This window comes from Cellulophaga baltica, from assembly GCF_018861125.1.
Classification (GTDB): domain Bacteria; phylum Bacteroidota; class Bacteroidia; order Flavobacteriales; family Flavobacteriaceae; genus Cellulophaga; species Cellulophaga baltica_A.
In genome coordinates, this window is sequence record NZ_JAHKQN010000029.1 from 82024 (window position 1) to 102160 (window position 20137).

Consider the following 20137-nt stretch of genomic DNA (forward strand, 5'->3'; position numbering starts at 1 on the left):
CCATATCTTTGTTATTTATCAATTATATTTTCTTATGCTCGGATTAAAATTAGAAACAGACCCACGTTGGGCAAAATTAGTAGAGACTAATATTGAAGAAATACTTACGGATCATGCTTGGTGTGAGCAAAAGGCAGCAACAAATGCGATAACAATAATTTCTTTGAATTCTGAACATGAAGAATTGGTGACGGAACTATTGAAATTGGCTCAAGAAGAACTAGAGCATTTTCAAATGGTTCATGATATTATTAAAAAAAGAGGTTTTACACTAGGTAGGGAACGGAAAGATAGTTATGTAAATGAACTTTTTAAAGTTCAAATGAAGGGGGGAAGTCGTCAGCAAGCGCTGGTAAATAGATTGTTGTTTTCGGCAATGATTGAGGCACGTAGTTGTGAGCGTTTTAAAGTATTGTCAGAAAATATAAAAGATAAAGAGCTTTCAAAATTTTATAGAGACTTAATGATTAGTGAGGCAGGTCATTATACTACTTTTTTAGGTTTTGCACGTAAATATGGAGAAGGTATTGATGTAGATAAACTTTGGAAAGAGTTATTAGTTGCTGAAGGAGAAATTATTAAAAACTACGGAAAGTCTGAAACTATTCACGGGTAGTTTTTTTAATTAGATTAGCGATAACAAAACTTAGTAAAGCCGGTAAAATCCATCCTATATTATAATTGCTTAACGGAATGTAATTTTTTATAGCTGTTGATGAAAACCCTATACTGTCTATAAAATCAGGAATACTAAATAGCAATGTGGTAATTACTACTATCTTAAATACCTGTGAAGAGCCATATTTTTCAGGTACTACATTTAATAGTATCAATATTATTGTAAGCGGATAAATAAACATTAAAGCTGGAACTGCAAATTGTATAATACTATTCACGTTAAATTGTCCCATTACCACACCTAATAAACAGCCTATAAAAGCCGTAGCATAAAAAGCTTTTTTTGATCCTTTACTGAGGTGTTTTATAAAATCAGCAGTTCCGGTTACAACTCCTACAGCGGTTGTAAAACATGCAAGGCTTACAAGAATACTTAAAAGAAAATTTGCAGTATCACCTAAAGTATTTTTGCTAATACCATTTAGCAATTCAGTTCTTGAAATTGTTTCACTAAATTCATTATGCATTAATGCGCCTGTAATAATTAAACCAGCATAAATAAGAAATAAAGCAAACCCAGAGAGCCAACCTGCTCTTCTTATTAAAACCCTTTTTTCTTCATAAGAATCTTTTTTGTTATTGATGTTTATAGATACAATTATTACGCCTCCTACTACCACTGCTGCTATAGCATCAAAAGTTTGATACCCTTCTAAAATGCCTTTTGAAAAAGGATTCCTAAAAGTAGTGGTTCCAAAATTTAAGTCAAATGTGAATAAAGTAACTCCAATAATTGCTAACAAGATTATAATTATAGTAGGTGTAAGTATCTTACCAAGTATATTTAAAATTTTAGACCGATTTATAGCGAATAAAAAGACTAAAGTAAAATATGCTATGCTAGTATATAAATAAGGTGTGTCAAAAAATGGCTTTATTGCAATTTCGTGCGTAACTGAAGCTGTCCGAGGTGATGGTAAACTTGCAGCAATAAGGTAAATTAGTAGGGAGTAAATAATACTAAACTTGGTGCCTACTTTTTTTCCAAAATCAAAAATTGTTCCTTGTAATTTAGCGTGTGCAAAAATTCCGAGTATTGGAACAATTACGGCAGAAATTGAAAAACCTATGGCAACTAACCACCACATGTTCCCAGATTGGAAACCTAATAAAGGTGGGAATATTAAATTTCCTGCTCCGAAAAATAATGAGAAAAGAGCAAAAGAAGTTACAAGTGTTTTTTTGATGTTTTGCATGAAATTTTAAAAATAAAGGGGAAAGGTAATTGAAATTCTATTCTGGTATCTTTCTTTTGGTAATGATTTTTAGCGTTTTACCGAAAAAACCACACCTTTTGACAATTATTGCCAAAAAAAGTTAGGAAGCATTCAATAAAATGAAGTAAAGTATCGTTCTAGTATTAAATCATTTACATATTTTATTTTTCATATGTAAATAAGTGAAATTTAAATAATGTAAGATTACTAGTGTTAAGTTCCCAAAACTTACTGCAAATAAAATATATAACCTATGAAAAAAGTACTCTCTAGCTGTAGCTCTACATTTAATTTTGTGTGCTGTTCAATTTTTGGTCATCATTATACAGTCTCAAGAAACGTTACTTCTCACATTAAAGAATATAAATGCATACATTGCGATAAGCAAGTTTCAACTGATGCTGATGGTAATATTTCTGTATTGACTGCAGAAATGAAAGAAATTAACAGAGAGCTTGAAAACATTCATAGCAAAAGGCATATACGAACTTCTCACCAGCAAGTTGCATAGCCTATTTCTTATATTTGAATTTTTACCCTGTGTGGTTTAAAAATTCTAAAGATATTCCTGAAATCCTAATGACTTATAAATATGTTACTTTGCATTTGCCCTATGCGCGGTAACTTGAATTTGTCGTTTATTTTTTGGGAATTCTTTTTTTTATTCCTCAAATGAATTCCAGCCTTGTGCTTTTAACGGAATTTTAGTTTCTCCACGAGTAACCAAATGTGCGCCTTGGTCTTTATCAGTCATAAAACCTATTACTGTTAAATGAGGATTTCCTTTAATTTTTTCAAAATCTTTTTGATCAACCGTAAAAAGTAGTTCGTAATCTTCACCACCACTTAGGGCAACTAAAGTACTGTCCATTTTAAATTCTTCACAAGCGGCAATAACAGTTGGGTCTAATGGAATTTTATCTTCATATAAATCACAGCCAACATTACTCTCTTTGCATAAATGTAAAATCTCAGAAGATAAGCCATCGCTAATATCAATCATTGACGTTGGTTTAACTTCCAACTTTTCAAGTATTTCAACAATGTCTTTACGTGCTTCTGGCTTTAGTTGTCGTTCAACTATGTAAGAATAAGGTTCTAAATCTGGTTGACTGTTTGGGTTTACTTTAAAAACTTCATTTTCGCGTTCTAAAACTTGTAATCCCATGTAAGCACCACCTAAATCACCAGAAACCACTAGTAAATCATTGGGTTTTGCACCACTTCGGTAGGTAATATCTTTTTCTTCAATTGAACCTATAGCTGTAATACTAATAAGTAATCCAGTTTTTGATGAGGTTGTATCGCCACCAATTAAGTCTACATTGTATCCTTTTGTTGCCAATTCAATGCCAGCATATAAATCTTCTAATGCTTCTAGTGGAAATCTATTTGAAACTGCAACAGACACTGTAAGTTGAGTTGCAATGGCATTCATGGAATAAATATCAGATAAATTAACCATAGCGGCTTTGTAACCTAAGTGCTTTAAAGGCATATAGGCTAAATCAAAATGTACCCCTTCAACAAGTAAATCTGTAGAGAGAACAGTTTTTCTATTTTTGTAATCTAAAATAGCAGCGTCATCTCCTATACCTTTAATTGTGGATTCATGTGAAATGGCAAAATCTTTAGTAAGGTGCTCGATTAAACCGAATTCACCCAGTTGTTCTAAAGACGTTCTTTTTTGATTTTTATCTTCTATCATAGTGCAAAAATAAGAAGTATAATTTTATGCAAGATGATTTATTAATTTTTGAAGGTGTATTTAAAACTTTAAAGCATTTTTTTGATTTGATAATGCAGCATATTTCTCTAAAACTTTTAAGCAAAGCAAATCTTCTAATTTTTTATCTTGAAACCTCTTAATGTGTTGGTGGGCATTATTAATTATTTCTTCAGATTCTTTAATGTTTTTTGAATAATAATTAATTTTTTCTTCAAGATCAGAACAATCGTCTTTTACTTCAACATAATGAACACCAGCCTTTAAGGTGCCTTCCATAAACCAAGTTTCATACTTAGGTTTCGGCATTATACATAAAGAGTTTGATGACATAGCCCATTTTAAATTTGTGGCAACATCGTACCCTTCAGGACAATAAATAAATTTATAAGCTAGTTGCTCATTTATAGTCATAAATTCTTTTATCCAAGGTTCGTTATCGTGCTCTTTTTTTATTTGACCAATATTACAAAGCGGATGATTGTAAAAATTTTTTACAAAATTCACTCTAAGAGGTTTTCTCGCCTGACCTCTCCAAACAAGCATATCTTCCTTTTCTGAAAATTTAAGTGAATCTTTTACCCATTTAAAATGTCTCCTTTTATTTAATTTGAATAAAACTGAATTTGCAATAGCACCATGAATAGGTCTAGCTTTAAATAAAGTTGGATATGGGTTTATATGAGTTTCATCACCAAAATGGTAGGCAAACTTAACATTTGAATTAAAATAATGTAGAAATTCTTTCAAATCTAGGTAATAAAAAGTGCCCTTAGTATTTTTAAAATCTTTAACAGCAACAGCCTGTTCAGGTACTTCAAAATTATCATTAAATTTCACATAATAAGCAAGCCTTTCTTTTACTTCATTAGCATCGCATATTTTCTCGTAAGTTCTTATTTTATTATAAAAATTTTTAAAATAAAAATCAGGTAAAGCATTTCTACTAAACCTTTTAATGTAATAAATAATGTTAATGTCATCTAGTTTCATGGTGAACAAATGTAGAAAAGTTAAAGTAAAAATTAAATTTAAAAATTGTTGTATCTTATAGCGACTACAAGTATAAATAAAACTTATACTAGTATGCATCATATAAATGTTAGTTCCTATGGAAAAAAGCGACTTATAATGTATATTTGTAAATTATTTAGAACAAATCCAATATAGTATGATTCAAGTATCGGAAACGGCAAAAAAAAGAGTCATCTCTCTAATGACTGAGGAGGGGTTTGATTCGTCAAAAGATTATGTTCGTGTAGGCGTTAAAAGTGGCGGTTGTAGTGGCTTGTCTTATGAATTAAAATTTGATGACAAAATAGGGGAAACAGATAAAGTTTTTGAAGCTAATGATGTGCGCATTATAGTTGAGAAAAAGAGTTTTCTTTATTTGGTTGGGACAGTCTTAGAATATTCAGGCGGTCTTAACGGAAAAGGTTTTGTGTTTAACAATCCGAATGCACAAAGAACCTGTGGTTGTGGAGAAAGTTTTTCTCTATAAGATTAAGAATTTAAAATTAAACAATACACCTTTGAGAATACCAATCAAAGGTATATTGGTAAATTGAAAAAGATGGCATATACAGAAGAAGAGCTGAAAAAAGAGTTAGAAACCAAAGAGTATGAGTACGGTTTTTATACAGATATTGAGTCAGAGACTTTTCCAGTAGGTTTAAGTGAAGAGATAGTTATAGCTATTTCTAAAAAGAAAGAGGAGCCAGAATGGATGACCTTATGGCGTTTAGAAGCTTTTAAAATATGGAAAGAAATGGAAGAACCAGAATGGGCAAATGTTCATTATGAGAAACCAGATTTTCAAGCAATAAGTTACTATTCAGCACCTAAAAAAGCAGATCCTAATAAAACGTTAGATGATGTAGATCCGGAGTTGTTAGAGATGTACAAAAAATTAGGTATATCTGTTGATGAGCAAAAGAAATTACAAAACGTAGCAGTAGATATTGTTATGGATTCTGTTTCTGTGGCTACAACATTTAAAAAGACATTGGCAGAAAAAGGAATTATATTTTGTTCTATTTCTGAAGCTATAAAAGAGCACCCTGAGTTGGTTAAAAAGTATTTAGGTTCTGTAGTTCCTAAAACAGATAACTTTTATGCGGCATTAAATTCTGCGGTATTTTCTGATGGTAGTTTCTGTTACATTCCAAAAGGCGTACGTTGTCCAATGGAACTTTCTACTTATTTCAGAATTAATCAAGCAGGTACAGGTCAGTTTGAACGTACATTGGTAATTGCTGATGAAGCTAGTTATGTTAGTTACCTTGAAGGTTGTACTGCGCCGTCACGTGATGAAAATCAATTGCACGCTGCAGTGGTAGAATTAATTTCACTTGATGATGCTGAAATTAAATATTCGACAGTACAAAACTGGTTCCCAGGTAATAAAGAGGGTAAAGGTGGTGTTTACAATTTTGTAACTAAAAGAGCTTTATGTGAGAAAAACGCAAAAGTTTCTTGGACGCAAGTTGAAACGGGTTCTGCTGTAACTTGGAAATACCCTTCTTGTATTTTAAAAGGTGATAATTCAATTGGTGAATTTTACTCAATAGCAGTAACTAATAATTACCAACAAGCAGATACAGGTACAAAAATGATTCATTTAGGTAAAAACACTAAGTCAACCATTATATCAAAAGGTATTTCTGCTGGTAAATCACAAAACTCATATAGAGGATTGGTGCAAGTTAGTAGTCGTGCTGCAAATGCACGTAACTTCTCGCAATGTGATTCATTGTTAATGGGTAATGAATGTGGTGCACACACATTCCCATATATTGAAGCAAAAAATAAATCTGCAATGATTGAGCATGAGGCTACAACAAGTAAAATTGGTGAAGATCAAATTTTCTATTGTAACCAACGTGGTATTGATACTGAAAAAGCAATTGCATTAATTGTAAATGGTTTCAGTAAAGAGGTATTGAATAAATTGCCAATGGAATTTGCAGTAGAGGCTCAAAAACTATTAGAAATTAGTTTAGAAGGTTCAGTAGGATAAATAAAATTTAGTAAAAAGACTTAAATTACACAAAGATGTTACAAATAAAAAATCTACATGCAAGTGTAGAAGATAAAGAGATTTTAAAGGGAATTAATTTAGAAGTTAAACCTGGAGAAGTACATGCTATTATGGGCCCAAATGGTTCTGGTAAAAGTACATTATCTTCGGTAATTGCTGGTAAAGAAGAATTTGAGGTAACTGAAGGTCAGGTTATTTTAGAAGGTGAAGATCTAGAAGATGTTTCTCCTGAAGAAAGAGCACACAAAGGTATTTTCCTTTCTTTTCAATATCCGGTTGAAATTCCTGGAGTTTCTGTAACAAACTTTATGAAAACGGCTATTAACGAGGGTAGAAAAGCAAAAGGATTAGAAGATATGCCAGCAAATGAAATGCTGAAATTGATTCGTGAAAAATCTGAAATGCTTGAAATTGACCGTAAGTTTTTATCACGTTCATTAAATGAGGGTTTTTCAGGTGGTGAGAAAAAACGTAATGAGATTTTTCAAATGGCAATGTTAGAGCCAAAAGTTGCCATCTTAGATGAAACAGATTCTGGTTTAGATATTGATGCGTTACGTATTGTATCAAACGGAGTTAATAAACTTAGAAGCAAGGATAATGCAGTTATTGTAATTACGCATTACCAACGTTTGTTAGAATATATTGTTCCTGATTTTGTTCACGTTTTACATAATGGAAAAATTGTTAAATCTGGAGGAAAAGAATTAGCTCTAGAATTAGAAGAAAAAGGATACGATTGGCTTAAAAATGAAGCTACAGTTTAAAAAAAGTACAATGTACTTCAAGCTAAAAACTTCATAATTAATACTAAAAAAAATGAGTTTAAAAGATAAATTAGTTTCTTCTTTCATGGCATTTGAGAACAATGTGGATGTTGAACATCCTGTTCACGAAGTGCGTGTAGATGCTTTGAAAAACTTTGAAAATAAAGGTTTCCCTAGTAAAAAGGAAGAAGCTTGGAAGTATACTTCATTAAAAAGTCTTGAAAAAATAGACTTTAGTATTTTTCCAAAAGAGAAAAACACATTAGAATATAAAGACGTTAAAGAATATTTCATCAACGAAATAGATACCTATAAAATTGTTTTTATAGACGGTATTTTTAGCTCTTACTTATCAGAGACGACACATGATGGTGTTGATATTTGTTTAATGAGTTCGGCTTTATCAAAGCCAATGTACAAGCAAATTATTGAGGTGTATTTTAATAAAATAGCGTCAAAAGATGATTCGTTAACAACATTAAATACTGCATTCAGTAAAGAAGGAGCTTACATTTATATTCCTAAAAATAAAATGCCTAAAAAGCCAATTGAAATTATTCATTTTGCTACAGGTAATGAAGCTTCTTTAATGTTACAGCCACGTAATTTAGTTGTAGTTGAAGAAAATGCTGAGGTTCAAATTTTAGAACGTCACCAGAGTTTGACTTCAAATGAAGTTTTAACAAACTGTGTGACTGAAATTTTTGCGGCAGATAGTGCAATTGTTGATTATTACAAAATTCAGAATGATGCTGAAAATGCATCATTAATTGATAATACGTACGTAAATCAAAAGAATAAGAGTGTTGTAAATGTACATACTTTTAGTTTTGGTGGTAAGTTAACTCGTAATAACTTAAATTTTTTCCAGAACGGTGAGTATATGGATTCTGTAATGAAAGGTGTTACTATCTTAGGGGCTAAACAACATGTTGATCACCACACGTTAGTACATCATATTGAACCTAATTGTGAAAGTCATCAAGATTATAAAGGTATTTTTGCAGAGAATTCAACAGGTGTTTTTAATGGTAAAATTATTGTAGATAAAATTGCTCAAAAAACAAACGCATTCCAGCAAAATAACAATATACTAATAAGTGATAAAGCGACTATCAATACAAAACCTCAGTTAGAAATTTTTGCTGATGATGTAAAATGTTCCCACGGTTGTACTATTGGTCAGTTAGATGAAGATGCAATGTTCTATTTACAATCAAGAGGTATTCCTCAAAAAGAAGCTAGAGCATTATTAATGTATGCTTTTGCTAATAATGTATTGGCAAGTGTACGTATACCAGAACTTAAAATTAGAATTAATAAATTAATAGCTAATAAATTAGGTGTTAATTTAGGGTTTGATATATAAAAATACAGTTTAACGGAAACTGTTAAAATATTAAAAATAATTAACGACACTTTATGAGTGTCGTTTTTTTATGCGTTAAAATTAACTGATATATTAGCAGTATAATTGTAAACTTTTAACTCATAACTCGTATGAAAAATCTTTATTTTTTAACAATTTCAATGTTTTTAATTGCCACATCGTTATGTGCACAAGACCAAAAATGGAGCATTGAAGCAAATTACCCTATTTCTGTTGGAGAAGACTTAGGAAATGACGTGCCTGGTATTATTGATTTAGGCTTAAAATACCGTTTTGTAGATTTAAATATCGTAAAATTAGGAGCTAGTATAAATGCAGGTGTACTAAATGGTAATGTAGGTAGTGGTGATTTTGATAACTCGATAGATTTTGATGAGACTGATTGGTTAATTCAACCTAGAGTGTTTACTGATATTACAATACCAACTTTGAGTAAACTGCACCCTAGTGTAGGTTTGGGGTATACATTTATTGAATCTAAATTTGATGGATCTTCTTTTGGTGAATCTTTTGATAATACAGAATCATTTGGAGGTCTAAATATAAATTTAGGACTATCTTATGATATTATAAATAGGATTTTCGTTCAAGTTCAATATGATTACGTAAGATCTAATTATGATTATGAAGTAAACGATGTAGAATATGAAAATGATCAAAACCTAGGATTTTTAAAATTAGGTGTAGGTTTTAGATTTTAATTAAGACTTGTTAGAATTATTACTTCTGCTATGTAGTAAGTATCTTTGCAACTTAGCAGAAGTATTATGATAAATGTTACAAATATTCGTAAAGATTTTCCAATATTAAACCGTGAAGTAAACGGTAAGCCATTGGTTTATTTTGATAATGCAGCAACATCTCAAACTCCACAGCAGGTTATTGATGTTATTGTAGATTATTACAGTAATTACAATGCAAATATTCACCGTGGCGTTCATGCACTTTCCCAAGAAGCTACGGATAAATACGAACAAGCTAGGCAAACTATTCAAAAGCATTTTAATGCGGCCAAAGCACACGAAATAATATTTACATCAGGTACAACACATGGTATAAATTTAGTGGCTAATGGTTTTTCATCACTATTAAAAAAAGGCGATGAAATTATAGTTTCAGCAATGGAGCATCATTCTAATATTGTTCCTTGGCAAATGTTATGTGAGCGTACAGGTGCCATTTTAAAAGTAATCCCTATGAATTTAGAAGGAGAGCTTTTAATGGATGTTTACCATACTAATTTGTTGTCCGATAAAACAAAACTTGTTTTCTGCAACCATGTATCTAACGCGTTAGGTACAGTAAACCCTATTAAAGAGATTATTGATGCTGCACATAAAGTTGGCGCGGCAGTTTTAATTGACGGAGCACAAGCAGCACCGCATATAAAAGCAGATGTACAAGCATTAGATATGGACTTTTATGTTGTTTCCGCACATAAAATTTGTGGTCCAACTGGGGAGGGTATTCTGTACGGTAAAGAAGAGTGGTTAAATAAATTACCACCGTATCAAGGAGGTGGTGAAATGATTGCTGAGGTTAGTTTTGAAAAAACTACTTATGCAGCTCTACCTCATAAATTTGAAGCAGGTACTCCAAATATTTGTGGGGGTATAGCTATGGCAGCGGGAATCGATTATATGAATGCTATTGGTTTTGATGCTATTGCAAGTTATGAGCATGAACTTTTAGACTATGCTACGGAACAGCTTTTAGCTATTGAGGGTTTAAAAATTTATGGTACTGCTAAAGAGAAAACAGCAGTAATTTCATTTAATATAGGTGTAATTCACCCTTATGATATTGGTTCTATTCTAGATAAATTAGGTGTTGCGGTACGTACAGGTCACCATTGTGCACAACCTATTATGGATTTTTTTAAAATACCAGGTACGGTAAGAGCTAGCTTTAGTTTTTACAATACTAAAGAAGAAATTGATGTTATGGTTGCTGCATTGATGCGTGCAAAAGGAATGTTAGAGTAATATGTACGTAATTATTTAGTACTTTTTCGACTTAGTTATTACATTCTTAAAATGGTTGAAATCTACTCTAACATATTGTATTTTTGTAATCATTAAATTCTTCTTTTTCTGAAGATTAATAATAGTTTATGACAATTAAAGAGATACAGGCAGATATAGTAGATGAGTTTTCAATGTTTGAAGATTGGATGCAACGTTATGAATATATGATTGAGTTAGGAAAATCACTCCCTATCATTGAAGAGCAATATAAAACAGACGATAATATTATAAAAGGCTGTCAAAGTAAAGTGTGGGTTCATGCTGATTTAGAAACAGATAAATTAGTATTTACAGCTGATAGTGATGCAATAATCACAAAAGGTATAATAGCAATATTAATACGTGCATTTAGCAATCAGAAACCACAAGACATTATAGATGCAAATACCGATTTTATTGATGAGATTGGTTTAAAAGAGCATTTGTCACCGACAAGGGCAAATGGTTTGGTGAGTATGATCAAACAAATAAAATTATATGCGATTGCATACCAAACCCAATTAGGATAGTTAAAAGATAAAAAGATGAGCGATACAGCAATAGATACTCAAGAGTTAGGTGAAAAAATTGTAGTAGTATTAAAAACTATTTATGATCCTGAAATACCAGTTGATATATATGAACTAGGTCTTATTTATGATGTTTTTGTAAATGAAGATTTTGAAGTTAAAATATTAATGACATTAACGTCACCAAATTGCCCTGTAGCAGAATCATTACCAGCAGAGGTTGAAGAAAAGGTGAAATCACTAGATGCAATTAAAGATGCTGAAGTTGAAATTACTTTTGATCCACCTTGGACTCAAGATTTAATGAGTGAAGAAGCTAAATTAGAACTAGGAATGCTTTAAATAAGCTTACCAGTATATGGATGAAATAGTAAATAGAGTTTCTCAGAGTAAGCTAATTACTTTCAATTTGGAAGATTATTATCCAAAAGGGAAGCGTATAGTTATAGATATTAAAGATTGGCTGTATGAAGGTTTTATACTTCGTGAGAAAGATTTTCGTGAGGTTCTAGAACAACATGATTGGACCAAATATCAAGATTCATATGTGGCTTTGGGTTGTAGTACCGATGCTATAATTCCTGGTTGGGCATACATGTTAATTGCAACGAAACTTCAGCCATATGTTAAAAAAGTGATAACAGGAACTCTTGAAAATTTAGAGACAATATTGTATCAAACTATAATTGAAAACCTTGATGTTTCAAGTTTTGAAGGTAAACCAGTAATCATAAAAGGCTGTAGCTCAAAGCCAGTTCCAACAAATGCATATGTTATGGCTACTACAAAAATTCAGACTGTTGCTAAAAATGTTATGTATGGTGAAGCGTGTTCTTCTGTTCCACTATTTAGAAAAATTTAAGATTAAGTTGTAGATATATTCATACCTTTGGCGTTGATTTTTTTAAACACTAAACATTAAATTATGAAAAAATTAGTATTGACGTTAGTAGCTACATTTGCATTAGCATCTAGTTACGGGCAAACAACAGAGGCTGAATTAAAAGCTGAAAAAAAGGCCAAGAATGATTCTATCGCAGCAATTCAAGGTCGTGTAGATGCAATTCAGAAAGAAATTGACAACATGCCGGGCTGGAAAAAAGGAGCTTTTGGTACTATTGGTGGTAGCTTGTCAAATTTTAATAACTGGTATGCACAAGGAACACCAAACAACAGTTCAGGTACTATTGGGTTTACAGTAAATGCTTTTGCTAATCTTAAGCAAGAAAAGTTTTTCTGGAACAACTCTTTAAATGCAAATCTTTCTTGGGTAAAGTTAGATGATAAAGATGATGATACTGATAGTGATGAATTTGAAGCAACTACTGATGTTTTTACAATAACATCTTTATACGGTAGAAACTTAACTAAGCATTTTGCTTTATCTGCTTTAGGTGAGTACAGAACTACAATTATCAACAACTTTAACGATCCTGGTTATTTAGATTTAGGTATTGGTGGTACTTGGACTCCTATTCAAGATTTAGTAGTAGTAATTCACCCATTAAACTATAATTTTGTTTTTAGCGATGAAGATGCTATTTATGAGTCATCTTTAGGTGCTAAAATAGTTGCAGATTATACTAAAAAATTAGGTGCAATTAGCTTTAAAACTAACTTATCTTCTTTTCTTAGTTATGAAAGTTCTGATTTATCAAGTGTAACTTGGACAAACTCTTTTGGGTATACATTATGGAAAATGATTGGTGTTGGTTTTGACTTTGGTTTAAGAAGCAATAAACAAGAGGCTTTAGATTACTCTAATAATACTTTAGGTAACAGTGATACTTTTGATACCGTAGATAATGACTTACAGACTTTTTGGATGCTAGGTTTAAACTATTCTTTCTAAGTAATAGTAATTATAAAATCTATAAAAATAAATATAGATTTTAAAGGTGAAATAAATAAAAACCCCAGAATTTTATCCTGGGGTTTTTCATATTTAATATTGTTTGTGTCACCTATCTTTTAATGATTATAAACTTTAAAATTATTTAGTTGTCAAATAGTAAACGTGTGTAACTTTGGCCTGTTTAATGCCTAATTGTTTTATTCGTATACTTTTTCAAATTCTTGACAAACAATAATCATACTTTCATTAGGTGTTTTCTTGAACACATGAAGCTCTCTTGAGAAATAATCCCAATGTGTTTTTTTCCAGGAATCTAAGGTTTTATCACCTTCTTTAATTGCAAAATCAGAATCAATAGCGAAAAAAGGTTTTAGCTTAACTGCTGTAATTTTTATAATGCACTTCGGATTTTTATTCCAATCTGTAATAACTAAATAAGACCCAATTTTAGGTAAGGTTTCATTTTTATTTTGTAAAGCAATTAATGTATTTGAAGTTGCTTTTTTTAAACCCTTTAATGTCAAATCAACTGATGAGTTAGCTTCACTTTCATTATCTGATAAGTGAATTGTTCTAGGGGTTTCTACAAGCACATTTTTTAAATTTTTATCTAGATAATTGTCCCACATAGTTTGGGCTGAGGTATTTTCCATATTTATTCTAAAATAAGTACTAATAATTTTTTTTGATAGATAAGTTTAAACTAAATATAAATTAACTTTCAAACTTATCCAGAATACTAATTTACATAGTATTTTTTAATCACTATATATTTCATACTTAATTTATCCATTCAACCTCTACATTGTTAATTTCAACAATGTTGTAATAGTTAAAGGCAATTATTTTATTTCTATTTCTGTATATTTATAGTAGTTTATGCTTGATTTTATGTATAGTTATTGGAGTAATATTTTTAATTTTAGGCATAGTTAAATTTCCCTAAAGTATTTATCTTTTAAAAGCTTCATTTAATAACTTTATTGCCTGTAAACTTAAATCTTGAGCTGTAAATTTAAATTGAAGAAAGTTTGTTGAGTGCTACTTAAATTTCATGTTATATTTTAGGAGAATTATTCAGTTAAATAGTTGTTTAAAACCATTAATTAAATTGTTGAGAATCAGGTTGATTATAGCTTTACTGGTTTATTTGAATTTTTAGTTTTGTTACATATTGGCGTATTATAACTAATTTTAATAGTGATATTTGAATGGATGTGAATATTTTAACTGAAATTCTATAATAGAAGATATAGTTAAAACGTTTGATGATTTTACAAGTAGTTCAACTGATGAAAAAGTATTTTGGGCTTTAATAATATATATTAAATGAAGTTTATATATCTAATTTTAATTTTGATAATTTTTTCATGTAAAAATGAAGAAAATAAATCAGCTGAAAATCCTTCACCTGAATTTATAACTTATGAAGAATATTCAGGAAAAGAACCAAACATGCCTAAAGAAACAGAAGTTTACGTTCCGGTGCCTCCTGTAGTTTCAGTAAAAGAAAGTAACGGTGTGCCAAGCGATGCTATTACCTTATTTGATAATGATAATTTAGATGAATGGGTGAGTGTTAATGATAATTCTAAAATAGTAGATTGGACCATTAATGCAGATAGTAGTTTTACAATAAAAAGTATAACAGGAAATATTAGAACAATTAAAGAATTTGGAGATATTCAATTGCATTTAGAATGGAAATCGCCAATTGATAATGCTTCTAATGTTGGTCAAGAAGTTGATAGTGGTGTTTTTTTGCAAGGCAGATATGAAATTCAAATACTAGATAATACTAGTAACACAAATTTTACTAATGGATTTGTTGCATCTGTTTACAAACAACAAATACCTTTGGTTAAAGCCACTATGCCAATGGGTAAATGGAATACTTTTGACATAGTTTACCATGCTCCAGAATTTGATAAAAGAGGACATAAAACAAAATCAGCAACTATAACTTTATTGCATAATGGGGTTTTAGTTCAAGATAATGCAGAAATTAAAGGAACAACTCGATTTATAGGTTGGCCAAAAAACGAAGCCCACGGTAAAGCTCCAATAATTCTTCAAAATCATAAGGATAGTCGTAAGATTAGTTTTAGAAATATTTGGGTTCGGGAATTAAACTAGCGTAAAATTTTAAAATTTAGTTACATTTTTCCTTCAATAATTCTCTAAAGTAAAAGATGAAATTTGAGTATCTTTGCAAAAAATAAAATCTACATATGATTCATTCAATGACGGGGTTTGGAAAACACGTAATCCAACTCCCAAGTAAAAAAATTACCATTGAGATTAAATCTTTAAACAGTAAGAGTTTAGATTTAAATGCAAGAATGCCATCAGCTTACAAAGAAAAAGAGTTGCAACTACGTAAAACAATAGCGAGTGCATTAGTAAGAGGTAAAGTAGATTTTGGCTTGTATGTTGAAAATACAGGTAATGCAACTACATCAGTTATTAATGAGGTTGTTGTAAAACAATACATGGCGCAATTAAATGAGATAGCTAATGTTGAAGATGTTCAGTTATTAGAAATGGCAATGCGTATGCCAGATGCTATGAAAACTGAACGAGAAGATATTGATGAACATGAGTTTGTAGCTATTGAAGAAGCTTTAGAGGTAGCTTTAAAAGATATTAATAAATTTAGAGCTGAAGAAGGTCAAGTTTTAGATAATGATTTTGTAGGTAGAATAAGTACTATTAAAATGTTGTTGGCTGAAGTAGCTGCTCTTGATAAAGATAGATTAGCAACAATTCGTGAGCGATTAGAAAGAGCAGTATCTGATTTAAAAACAGATTTAGATGCAAATCGTTTTGAGCAAGAGTTAATTTATTACCTTGAAAAATACGATATTACTGAAGAAAAAGTAAGATTGGCGAACCACTTAGATTATTTTATGACCACTTTAAAATCAGAGGATTCTAATGGTAGAAAACTAGGTTTTATTTGCCAAGAAATAGGTAGAGAAATAAATACAATTGGCTCAAAAGCAAATTTTGCACCTTTACAACAAGTAGTGGTTCAAATGAAAGATGAGTTAGAGAAAATTAAAGAACAAATGCTTAATGTTTTGTAATGAAAGGAGGTAAACTAATTATATTTTCAGCACCTTCTGGTAGTGGGAAAACAACAATAGTAAGGCACTTATTGGAGCATGATGATTTAAACTTAGCATTCTCTATATCAGCAACTTCTAGGCCTCGAAGAGGTAAAGAGAAAAATGGTGAACATTATTATTTTATGTCACTTTCTGAATTTAAAAATCATATTAAACATGATGATTTTTTAGAGTGGGAAGAAGTGTACCGCGATAATTTTTATGGTACTTTAAAGAGTGAAGTAGAACGTTTATGGGCAGAAGGCAAAAATGTAATTTTCGATATTGATGTTGTAGGCGGACTCAGAATAAAAAAGAAGTTTCCTGATCAAACATTGGCTGTATTTGTTAAACCACCAAGTGTTGATGAATTAAAAATTCGCCTAAAGAAAAGAAGTACCGAGAGTGACGATAAGATAAACATGCGAGTTGCAAAGGCATCAGTAGAATTAGCAACCGCTCCACAGTTTGATAAAATTATTAAAAATTACGATTTAGATACCGCTTTAGTTGAAGCTAAAGAGTTGGTTGCAGAATTTATTAAGTCTGATAAATAGAGTGAAAAAAGTAGGGTTATATTTCGGAACATTCAATCCTATCCACATGGGGCATTTGATAATTGCAAACCATATGGTTGAATTTTCCGAATTAGATGAAGTTTGGTTTGTGGTAACCCCACAGAGTCCATTTAAAACCAAAAAATCACTTTTGAACAACAACGATAGGTATCAAATGGTATATGATGCCACAGAGGCATATGATAAATTAAAACCAAGTACTATTGAGTTTAATTTGCCACAACCTAATTATACCATAAATACTTTAGTACATCTTTCTGAAAAGTATCCTAAGGGACATGAATTTTCTTTAATAATGGGAGAAGATAATTTAAAGAGTTTTCATAAGTGGAAAAATTATGAAATAATGCTTGAGGATTATAACATTTATATATATCCAAGAGTCTCAGAAGGGGAAATAGACCACCAGTTTAAAAGTCACCCTAAAGTACATCGTGTAGATGCGCCTATAATGGAAATTTCTTCGACTTTTATTCGTAAAGCTCATAAAGAAGGTAAAAATATTAAGCCATTATTACCTCTTGAAACTTGGGAGTATATAGATAAAATGAATTTTTACAGATAGATATTCTTCTTATTAATTTTATTTAATAAAAATCTATACTTTTCACATTAAATATGTTAATCTTATTTTAAACGGATTTGTATTAGTTTGCTTTTTTCTAATTTAGAAAGTTATAAACTAACTCATATTTTATGAAAAAAAAATTACTATTGTGTTTTTGTATTGCAATTATACCCTTTTGCAATGTCAACGCACAGAAAAAGAAAAGCAAAAAATCTAATGAAAAAGGTGTAGAAAAAACTACTTCAAAATCAAAAGATAAGAGCCCTATTAAAGATTACAATGCTGTAATTACTAAAGATGCTGTTACTGATGATGGCTTATTTAAAACACATCAAGTTAAAAACACGTACTACTACGAGATACCATTTAATGTTTTAGAAAAAGATATGCTTTGGGTAAGTAGAATTGCTCAAATACCTAGTGGTTTAGGTGGTGGATACTTGAATGCTGGTTCAAAAACAAATGAGCAAGTTGTTAATTGGAAGCGATTTCAGAATAAAATTTTATTAAAAGTTAAGTCATTTTCCAATGTTGCTGCCAGTACAAAAGCTATTTCAAAATCAGTTCAAGTAAATAACTATGAGCCTACTTTATTTTCTTTTGATATAAAGGCATTCAATAAAGATTCAACAGCTGTAGTTGTTGATGTAACTAAGTTTTTTTCAAGTGACATTACTGCTATTAGTGGTTTGTCTAGTAGGTTGCGAAAAGAGTACAAGGTAAAGAAGTTAGATGCTTCAAGAAGTTATATTAATAGTATTAAGAGTTTTCCTGAGAATATAGAAGTAAAGCAAGATTTCACTTACGACGCTTCTGAACCACCGGGAAGAGCAAATACAGGGGCAATAAGTCTTCAGATGAACCAATCTATGATTCTTTTGCCTGAAAAACCGATGCAACCAAGGTTATTTGATCCAAGAGTAGGCTTTTTTACAGTTAGCCAATATGATTATGGTAGTAAAGAGTTAAAAGCGGATGAAAAAACATATATCAGACGTTGGAGATTAGAACCAAAAGATCCTGAAGCCTATGCAAAAGGTGAATTAGTAGAACCAATAAAACCAATTGTTTATTATTTAGATCCAGCAACTCCTGAAAATTTAAAAGAATATATTAAACAAGGTATTGAAGATTGGCAAAAACCATTTGAAACTGCTGGTTTTAAAAACGCTATTATAGCAAAAGATGCTCCTACACCAGAAGAAGATCCTGATTTTAGTCCTGAAGATATTCGTTATTCTGTAGTGCGCTATGTTGCCAGTACAACCAGAAATGCTGTTGGGCCAAGTGTTTCTGACCCTAGAAGTGGTGAGATAATTGAAAGTGATATTATTTGGTATCATAATCATCTAAGAAGTTATAGAAATAGGTATTTATTAGAAACAGGTGCGGCTAATCCTTCGGCACGAACATTAAATACACCTGATGAAGAAATTGGAGAGATGATGCGTATGGTAATTGCCCATGAAGTAGGTCATGCTTTAGGTTTTCCTCACAACATGGCAGCGAGTTATGCTTACCCTGTTGAATCCTTACGAAAAAGTGAATTTACTAAACAATTCGGACTTGCAGCTAGTTTAATGGATTACACTAGGTATAACTATGTGGCACAGCCCGGAGATAAAAATGTAAGATTTATCCGCCAAATGGGTCCTTATGATCATTATGCAACAAATTGGGGATACCGTTACATTTCAGAGATTAAAACACCAGAGGAAGAAACACCAATATTAGATCAATGGATTGAAGAAAAAGCTAATGATCCGAAATATAAATTTGGTAGACAGTCAAGTTCATTTGATCCGCAATCTCAAACAGAAGGTGTTGGTGATGATCCTGTTTTAGCTAGTACTTACGGATTAAAAAATTTAAAATACGTTGCATCTAATTTACCAACTTGGACATCGGGTAAAACAAATAATTATGCAGATTTAGAAGAGCTTTACGGTGAGTTATTAAGTGTTTATAGTCGTTATGTAGGGCATGTGGTAACAAACATTGGTGGTGTTTTTGAAAATATAAAAAAACCAGAACAAGGTGGCTTAATTTATACGCCTTTAGATAAGCAATCTCAAAAAGAATCAATGGTTTGGTTGCAAAAAAACTTATTTGCAACACCAGAGTGGTTAATTGATAAAAACATTTTGCAAAATATTGACCATGCTGGGTATTCAGAAAAAGTTAGAAGATTACAAGAACGTCATCTTAATTCAATTTTAAGTTTTGATCGTTTAGGTAGATTGATTGATGCCGAAACAACTGAGGAAAACTATTATGCAGCATTACAAATGTTGAAAGATTTACGCTCGGGTATTTTTAGTGAAGTAAATAACGGTAGAAATATTTCAATATATAGAAGAAACTTACAGCGTTCCTATATTGATAGAATGGGGTATTTGCTAAAAGAAGATAATGTGGTTAGGCGTTCACGAAGATCAGGTTTTGAGGGTGCTATTAATTATGATGTAAATACATCAGATGTAAGAGCATTAGTTCGTGGTGAATTAGCTACACTAAAATCAAAACTAAAAAATGCTAAAAGCTCTAGTGTAAATAATATTACGCGTTATCATTATGAAGATGCTATTGCTCGTATTGATGCTTTATTTGATACTAGTTCAAGTAAATAATAGATTAAGTAATAAGTTTTAGAAATAAAAAAGCGAATAAAT

Annotated in this window: 21 protein-coding genes; 17 read left to right on the forward strand and 4 right to left on the reverse strand. The window is 30.9% G+C overall.

The genetic code is table 11. The features are described from left to right. The first annotated feature begins 34 nt into the window (after nucleotides 1-34). On the forward strand, nucleotides 35-616 hold the full coding sequence (locus KO500_RS14465) for a tRNA-(ms[2]io[6]A)-hydroxylase (protein WP_215957276.1): 582 nt from the start codon (nucleotides 35-37) through the stop codon (nucleotides 614-616). Here the strand turns inward: KO500_RS14465 and brnQ are convergent. Continuing rightward, nucleotides 603-1874 carry a branched-chain amino acid transport system II carrier protein gene (gene brnQ, locus KO500_RS14470; RefSeq protein WP_215957277.1) on the reverse strand — a complete coding sequence of 424 codons (1272 nt, stop codon included), beginning with the start codon at nucleotides 1872-1874 and terminating at the stop codon, nucleotides 603-605. The two genes, KO500_RS14465 and brnQ, sit on opposite strands and share 14 nt — an antisense overlap. A gap of 274 nt (nucleotides 1875-2148) precedes the next feature. Here brnQ and KO500_RS14475 point away from each other — a divergent pair, with 274 nt between their 5' ends. Further along, on the forward strand, nucleotides 2149-2406 hold the full coding sequence (locus KO500_RS14475) for a hypothetical protein (protein ID WP_215957278.1): 258 nt from the start codon (nucleotides 2149-2151) through the stop codon (nucleotides 2404-2406). Between the two features lie 150 nt (nucleotides 2407-2556). Here KO500_RS14475 and thiL read toward each other — a convergent pair whose 3' ends face one another. Together thiL and KO500_RS14485 are read right to left on the reverse strand one after the other, a co-directional pair. Continuing rightward, nucleotides 2557-3603 carry a thiamine-phosphate kinase gene (gene thiL, locus KO500_RS14480; protein WP_215957279.1) on the reverse strand — a complete coding sequence of 349 codons (1047 nt, stop codon included), beginning with the start codon at nucleotides 3601-3603 and terminating at the stop codon, nucleotides 2557-2559. Nucleotides 3604-3663: 60 nt separating this feature from the next. Then, nucleotides 3664-4614: a glycosyltransferase family 90 protein gene (locus KO500_RS14485; protein ID WP_252732530.1), complete on the reverse strand. Its 951-nt coding sequence runs from the start codon at nucleotides 4612-4614 to the stop codon at nucleotides 3664-3666. A 178-nt stretch (nucleotides 4615-4792) separates the two neighbouring features. Here KO500_RS14485 and KO500_RS14490 point away from each other — a divergent pair, with 178 nt between their 5' ends. From KO500_RS14490 to KO500_RS14535, 10 genes are all read left to right on the forward strand, one after another. Next, the gene (locus KO500_RS14490) at nucleotides 4793-5122 is read left to right on the forward strand and encodes a HesB/IscA family protein (RefSeq protein ID WP_215957280.1); all 330 of its coding nucleotides are present in this window, start codon (nucleotides 4793-4795) and stop codon (nucleotides 5120-5122) included. A gap of 72 nt (nucleotides 5123-5194) precedes the next feature. Continuing rightward, the gene (gene sufB / locus KO500_RS14495) at nucleotides 5195-6640 is read left to right on the forward strand and encodes a Fe-S cluster assembly protein SufB (RefSeq protein WP_215957281.1); all 1446 of its coding nucleotides are present in this window, start codon (nucleotides 5195-5197) and stop codon (nucleotides 6638-6640) included. 35 nt (nucleotides 6641-6675) lie between these two features. Then, on the forward strand, nucleotides 6676-7428 hold the full coding sequence (gene sufC, locus KO500_RS14500; protein WP_215957282.1) for a Fe-S cluster assembly ATPase SufC: 753 nt from the start codon (nucleotides 6676-6678) through the stop codon (nucleotides 7426-7428). 52 nt (nucleotides 7429-7480) lie between these two features. Next, nucleotides 7481-8797, forward strand: coding sequence for a Fe-S cluster assembly protein SufD (gene sufD / locus KO500_RS14505; RefSeq protein WP_215957283.1), 1317 nt, complete (start codon nucleotides 7481-7483; stop codon nucleotides 8795-8797). 131 nt (nucleotides 8798-8928) lie between these two features. After that, entirely contained in the window at nucleotides 8929-9519 is a 591-nt protein-coding gene (locus KO500_RS14510) for an outer membrane protein (RefSeq protein ID WP_215957284.1), read from the forward strand. 66 nt (nucleotides 9520-9585) lie between these two features. Beyond that, nucleotides 9586-10803, forward strand: coding sequence for an aminotransferase class V-fold PLP-dependent enzyme (locus KO500_RS14515; RefSeq protein ID WP_252732531.1), 1218 nt, complete (start codon nucleotides 9586-9588; stop codon nucleotides 10801-10803). 128 nt (nucleotides 10804-10931) lie between these two features. Continuing rightward, complete coding sequence (locus KO500_RS14520; RefSeq protein WP_215957285.1) at nucleotides 10932-11354, forward strand: SufE family protein; 423 nt, start codon at nucleotides 10932-10934, stop codon at nucleotides 11352-11354. A 15-nt stretch (nucleotides 11355-11369) separates the two neighbouring features. Then, a complete protein-coding gene (locus KO500_RS14525; RefSeq protein WP_215957286.1) occupies nucleotides 11370-11696 on the forward strand; it encodes a DUF59 domain-containing protein in 327 nt (108 codons plus the stop codon). A 16-nt stretch (nucleotides 11697-11712) separates the two neighbouring features. Continuing rightward, nucleotides 11713-12216, forward strand: a complete 504-nt coding sequence (locus KO500_RS14530) for a DUF2480 family protein (protein ID WP_215957287.1) — start codon at nucleotides 11713-11715, stop codon at nucleotides 12214-12216. A gap of 63 nt (nucleotides 12217-12279) precedes the next feature. Beyond that, nucleotides 12280-13206: a DUF3078 domain-containing protein gene (locus KO500_RS14535; protein WP_215957288.1), complete on the forward strand. Its 927-nt coding sequence runs from the start codon at nucleotides 12280-12282 to the stop codon at nucleotides 13204-13206. Nucleotides 13207-13406: 200 nt separating this feature from the next. On the opposite strand, the gene KO500_RS14540 is transcribed toward KO500_RS14535, so the two are convergent. Continuing rightward, nucleotides 13407-13862: an ASCH domain-containing protein gene (locus KO500_RS14540; protein WP_215957289.1), complete on the reverse strand. Its 456-nt coding sequence runs from the start codon at nucleotides 13860-13862 to the stop codon at nucleotides 13407-13409. A gap of 676 nt (nucleotides 13863-14538) precedes the next feature. On the opposite strand from KO500_RS14540, the gene KO500_RS14545 reads away from it, so the two are divergent. The 5 genes from KO500_RS14545 to KO500_RS14565 all read left to right on the forward strand — a co-directional run bounded on the left by KO500_RS14545 (nucleotide 14539) and on the right by KO500_RS14565 (nucleotide 20095). Further along, nucleotides 14539-15345 carry a 3-keto-disaccharide hydrolase gene (locus KO500_RS14545; protein WP_215957290.1) on the forward strand — a complete coding sequence of 269 codons (807 nt, stop codon included), beginning with the start codon at nucleotides 14539-14541 and terminating at the stop codon, nucleotides 15343-15345. 95 nt (nucleotides 15346-15440) lie between these two features. After that, nucleotides 15441-16298, forward strand: a complete 858-nt coding sequence (locus KO500_RS14550) for a YicC/YloC family endoribonuclease (protein WP_215957291.1) — start codon at nucleotides 15441-15443, stop codon at nucleotides 16296-16298. Next, nucleotides 16298-16876, forward strand: a complete 579-nt coding sequence (gene gmk / locus KO500_RS14555; RefSeq protein ID WP_215957292.1) for a guanylate kinase — start codon at nucleotides 16298-16300, stop codon at nucleotides 16874-16876. Before KO500_RS14550 ends, gmk begins: the two co-directional genes overlap by 1 nt. A gap of 1 nt (nucleotide 16877) precedes the next feature. Further along, on the forward strand, nucleotides 16878-17462 hold the full coding sequence (gene nadD, locus KO500_RS14560; protein WP_215957293.1) for a nicotinate (nicotinamide) nucleotide adenylyltransferase: 585 nt from the start codon (nucleotides 16878-16880) through the stop codon (nucleotides 17460-17462). Between the two features lie 131 nt (nucleotides 17463-17593). After that, entirely contained in the window at nucleotides 17594-20095 is a 2502-nt protein-coding gene (locus tag KO500_RS14565) for a zinc-dependent metalloprotease (protein WP_215957294.1), read from the forward strand. The last annotated feature ends 42 nt before the right edge of the window (nucleotides 20096-20137 follow it).

Excerpts from the sequence above, each read along its gene's own strand:
- KO500_RS14465 (WP_215957276.1), top strand. The coding sequence starts at position 35 with ATGCTCGGATTAAAATTAGAAACAGACCCACGTTGGGCAAAATTAGTA.
- brnQ (WP_215957277.1), bottom strand. The coding sequence starts at position 1,874 with ATGCAAAACATCAAAAAAACACTTGTAACTTCTTTTGCTCTTTTCTCA.
- KO500_RS14475 (WP_215957278.1), top strand. The coding sequence starts at position 2,149 with ATGAAAAAAGTACTCTCTAGCTGTAGCTCTACATTTAATTTTGTGTGC.
- thiL (WP_215957279.1), bottom strand. The coding sequence starts at position 3,603 with ATGATAGAAGATAAAAATCAAAAAAGAACGTCTTTAGAACAACTGGGT.
- KO500_RS14485 (WP_252732530.1), bottom strand. The coding sequence starts at position 4,614 with ATGAAACTAGATGACATTAACATTATTTATTACATTAAAAGGTTTAGT.
- KO500_RS14490 (WP_215957280.1), top strand. The coding sequence starts at position 4,793 with ATGATTCAAGTATCGGAAACGGCAAAAAAAAGAGTCATCTCTCTAATG.
- sufB (WP_215957281.1), top strand. The coding sequence starts at position 5,195 with ATGGCATATACAGAAGAAGAGCTGAAAAAAGAGTTAGAAACCAAAGAG.
- sufC (WP_215957282.1), top strand. The coding sequence starts at position 6,676 with ATGTTACAAATAAAAAATCTACATGCAAGTGTAGAAGATAAAGAGATT.
- sufD (WP_215957283.1), top strand. The coding sequence starts at position 7,481 with ATGAGTTTAAAAGATAAATTAGTTTCTTCTTTCATGGCATTTGAGAAC.
- KO500_RS14510 (WP_215957284.1), top strand. The coding sequence starts at position 8,929 with ATGAAAAATCTTTATTTTTTAACAATTTCAATGTTTTTAATTGCCACA.
- KO500_RS14515 (WP_252732531.1), top strand. The coding sequence starts at position 9,586 with ATGATAAATGTTACAAATATTCGTAAAGATTTTCCAATATTAAACCGT.
- KO500_RS14520 (WP_215957285.1), top strand. The coding sequence starts at position 10,932 with ATGACAATTAAAGAGATACAGGCAGATATAGTAGATGAGTTTTCAATG.
- KO500_RS14525 (WP_215957286.1), top strand. The coding sequence starts at position 11,370 with ATGAGCGATACAGCAATAGATACTCAAGAGTTAGGTGAAAAAATTGTA.
- KO500_RS14530 (WP_215957287.1), top strand. The coding sequence starts at position 11,713 with ATGGATGAAATAGTAAATAGAGTTTCTCAGAGTAAGCTAATTACTTTC.
- KO500_RS14535 (WP_215957288.1), top strand. The coding sequence starts at position 12,280 with ATGAAAAAATTAGTATTGACGTTAGTAGCTACATTTGCATTAGCATCT.
- KO500_RS14540 (WP_215957289.1), bottom strand. The coding sequence starts at position 13,862 with ATGGAAAATACCTCAGCCCAAACTATGTGGGACAATTATCTAGATAAA.
- KO500_RS14545 (WP_215957290.1), top strand. The coding sequence starts at position 14,539 with ATGAAGTTTATATATCTAATTTTAATTTTGATAATTTTTTCATGTAAA.
- KO500_RS14550 (WP_215957291.1), top strand. The coding sequence starts at position 15,441 with ATGATTCATTCAATGACGGGGTTTGGAAAACACGTAATCCAACTCCCA.
- gmk (WP_215957292.1), top strand. The coding sequence starts at position 16,298 with ATGAAAGGAGGTAAACTAATTATATTTTCAGCACCTTCTGGTAGTGGG.
- KO500_RS14565 (WP_215957294.1), top strand. The coding sequence starts at position 17,594 with ATGAAAAAAAAATTACTATTGTGTTTTTGTATTGCAATTATACCCTTT.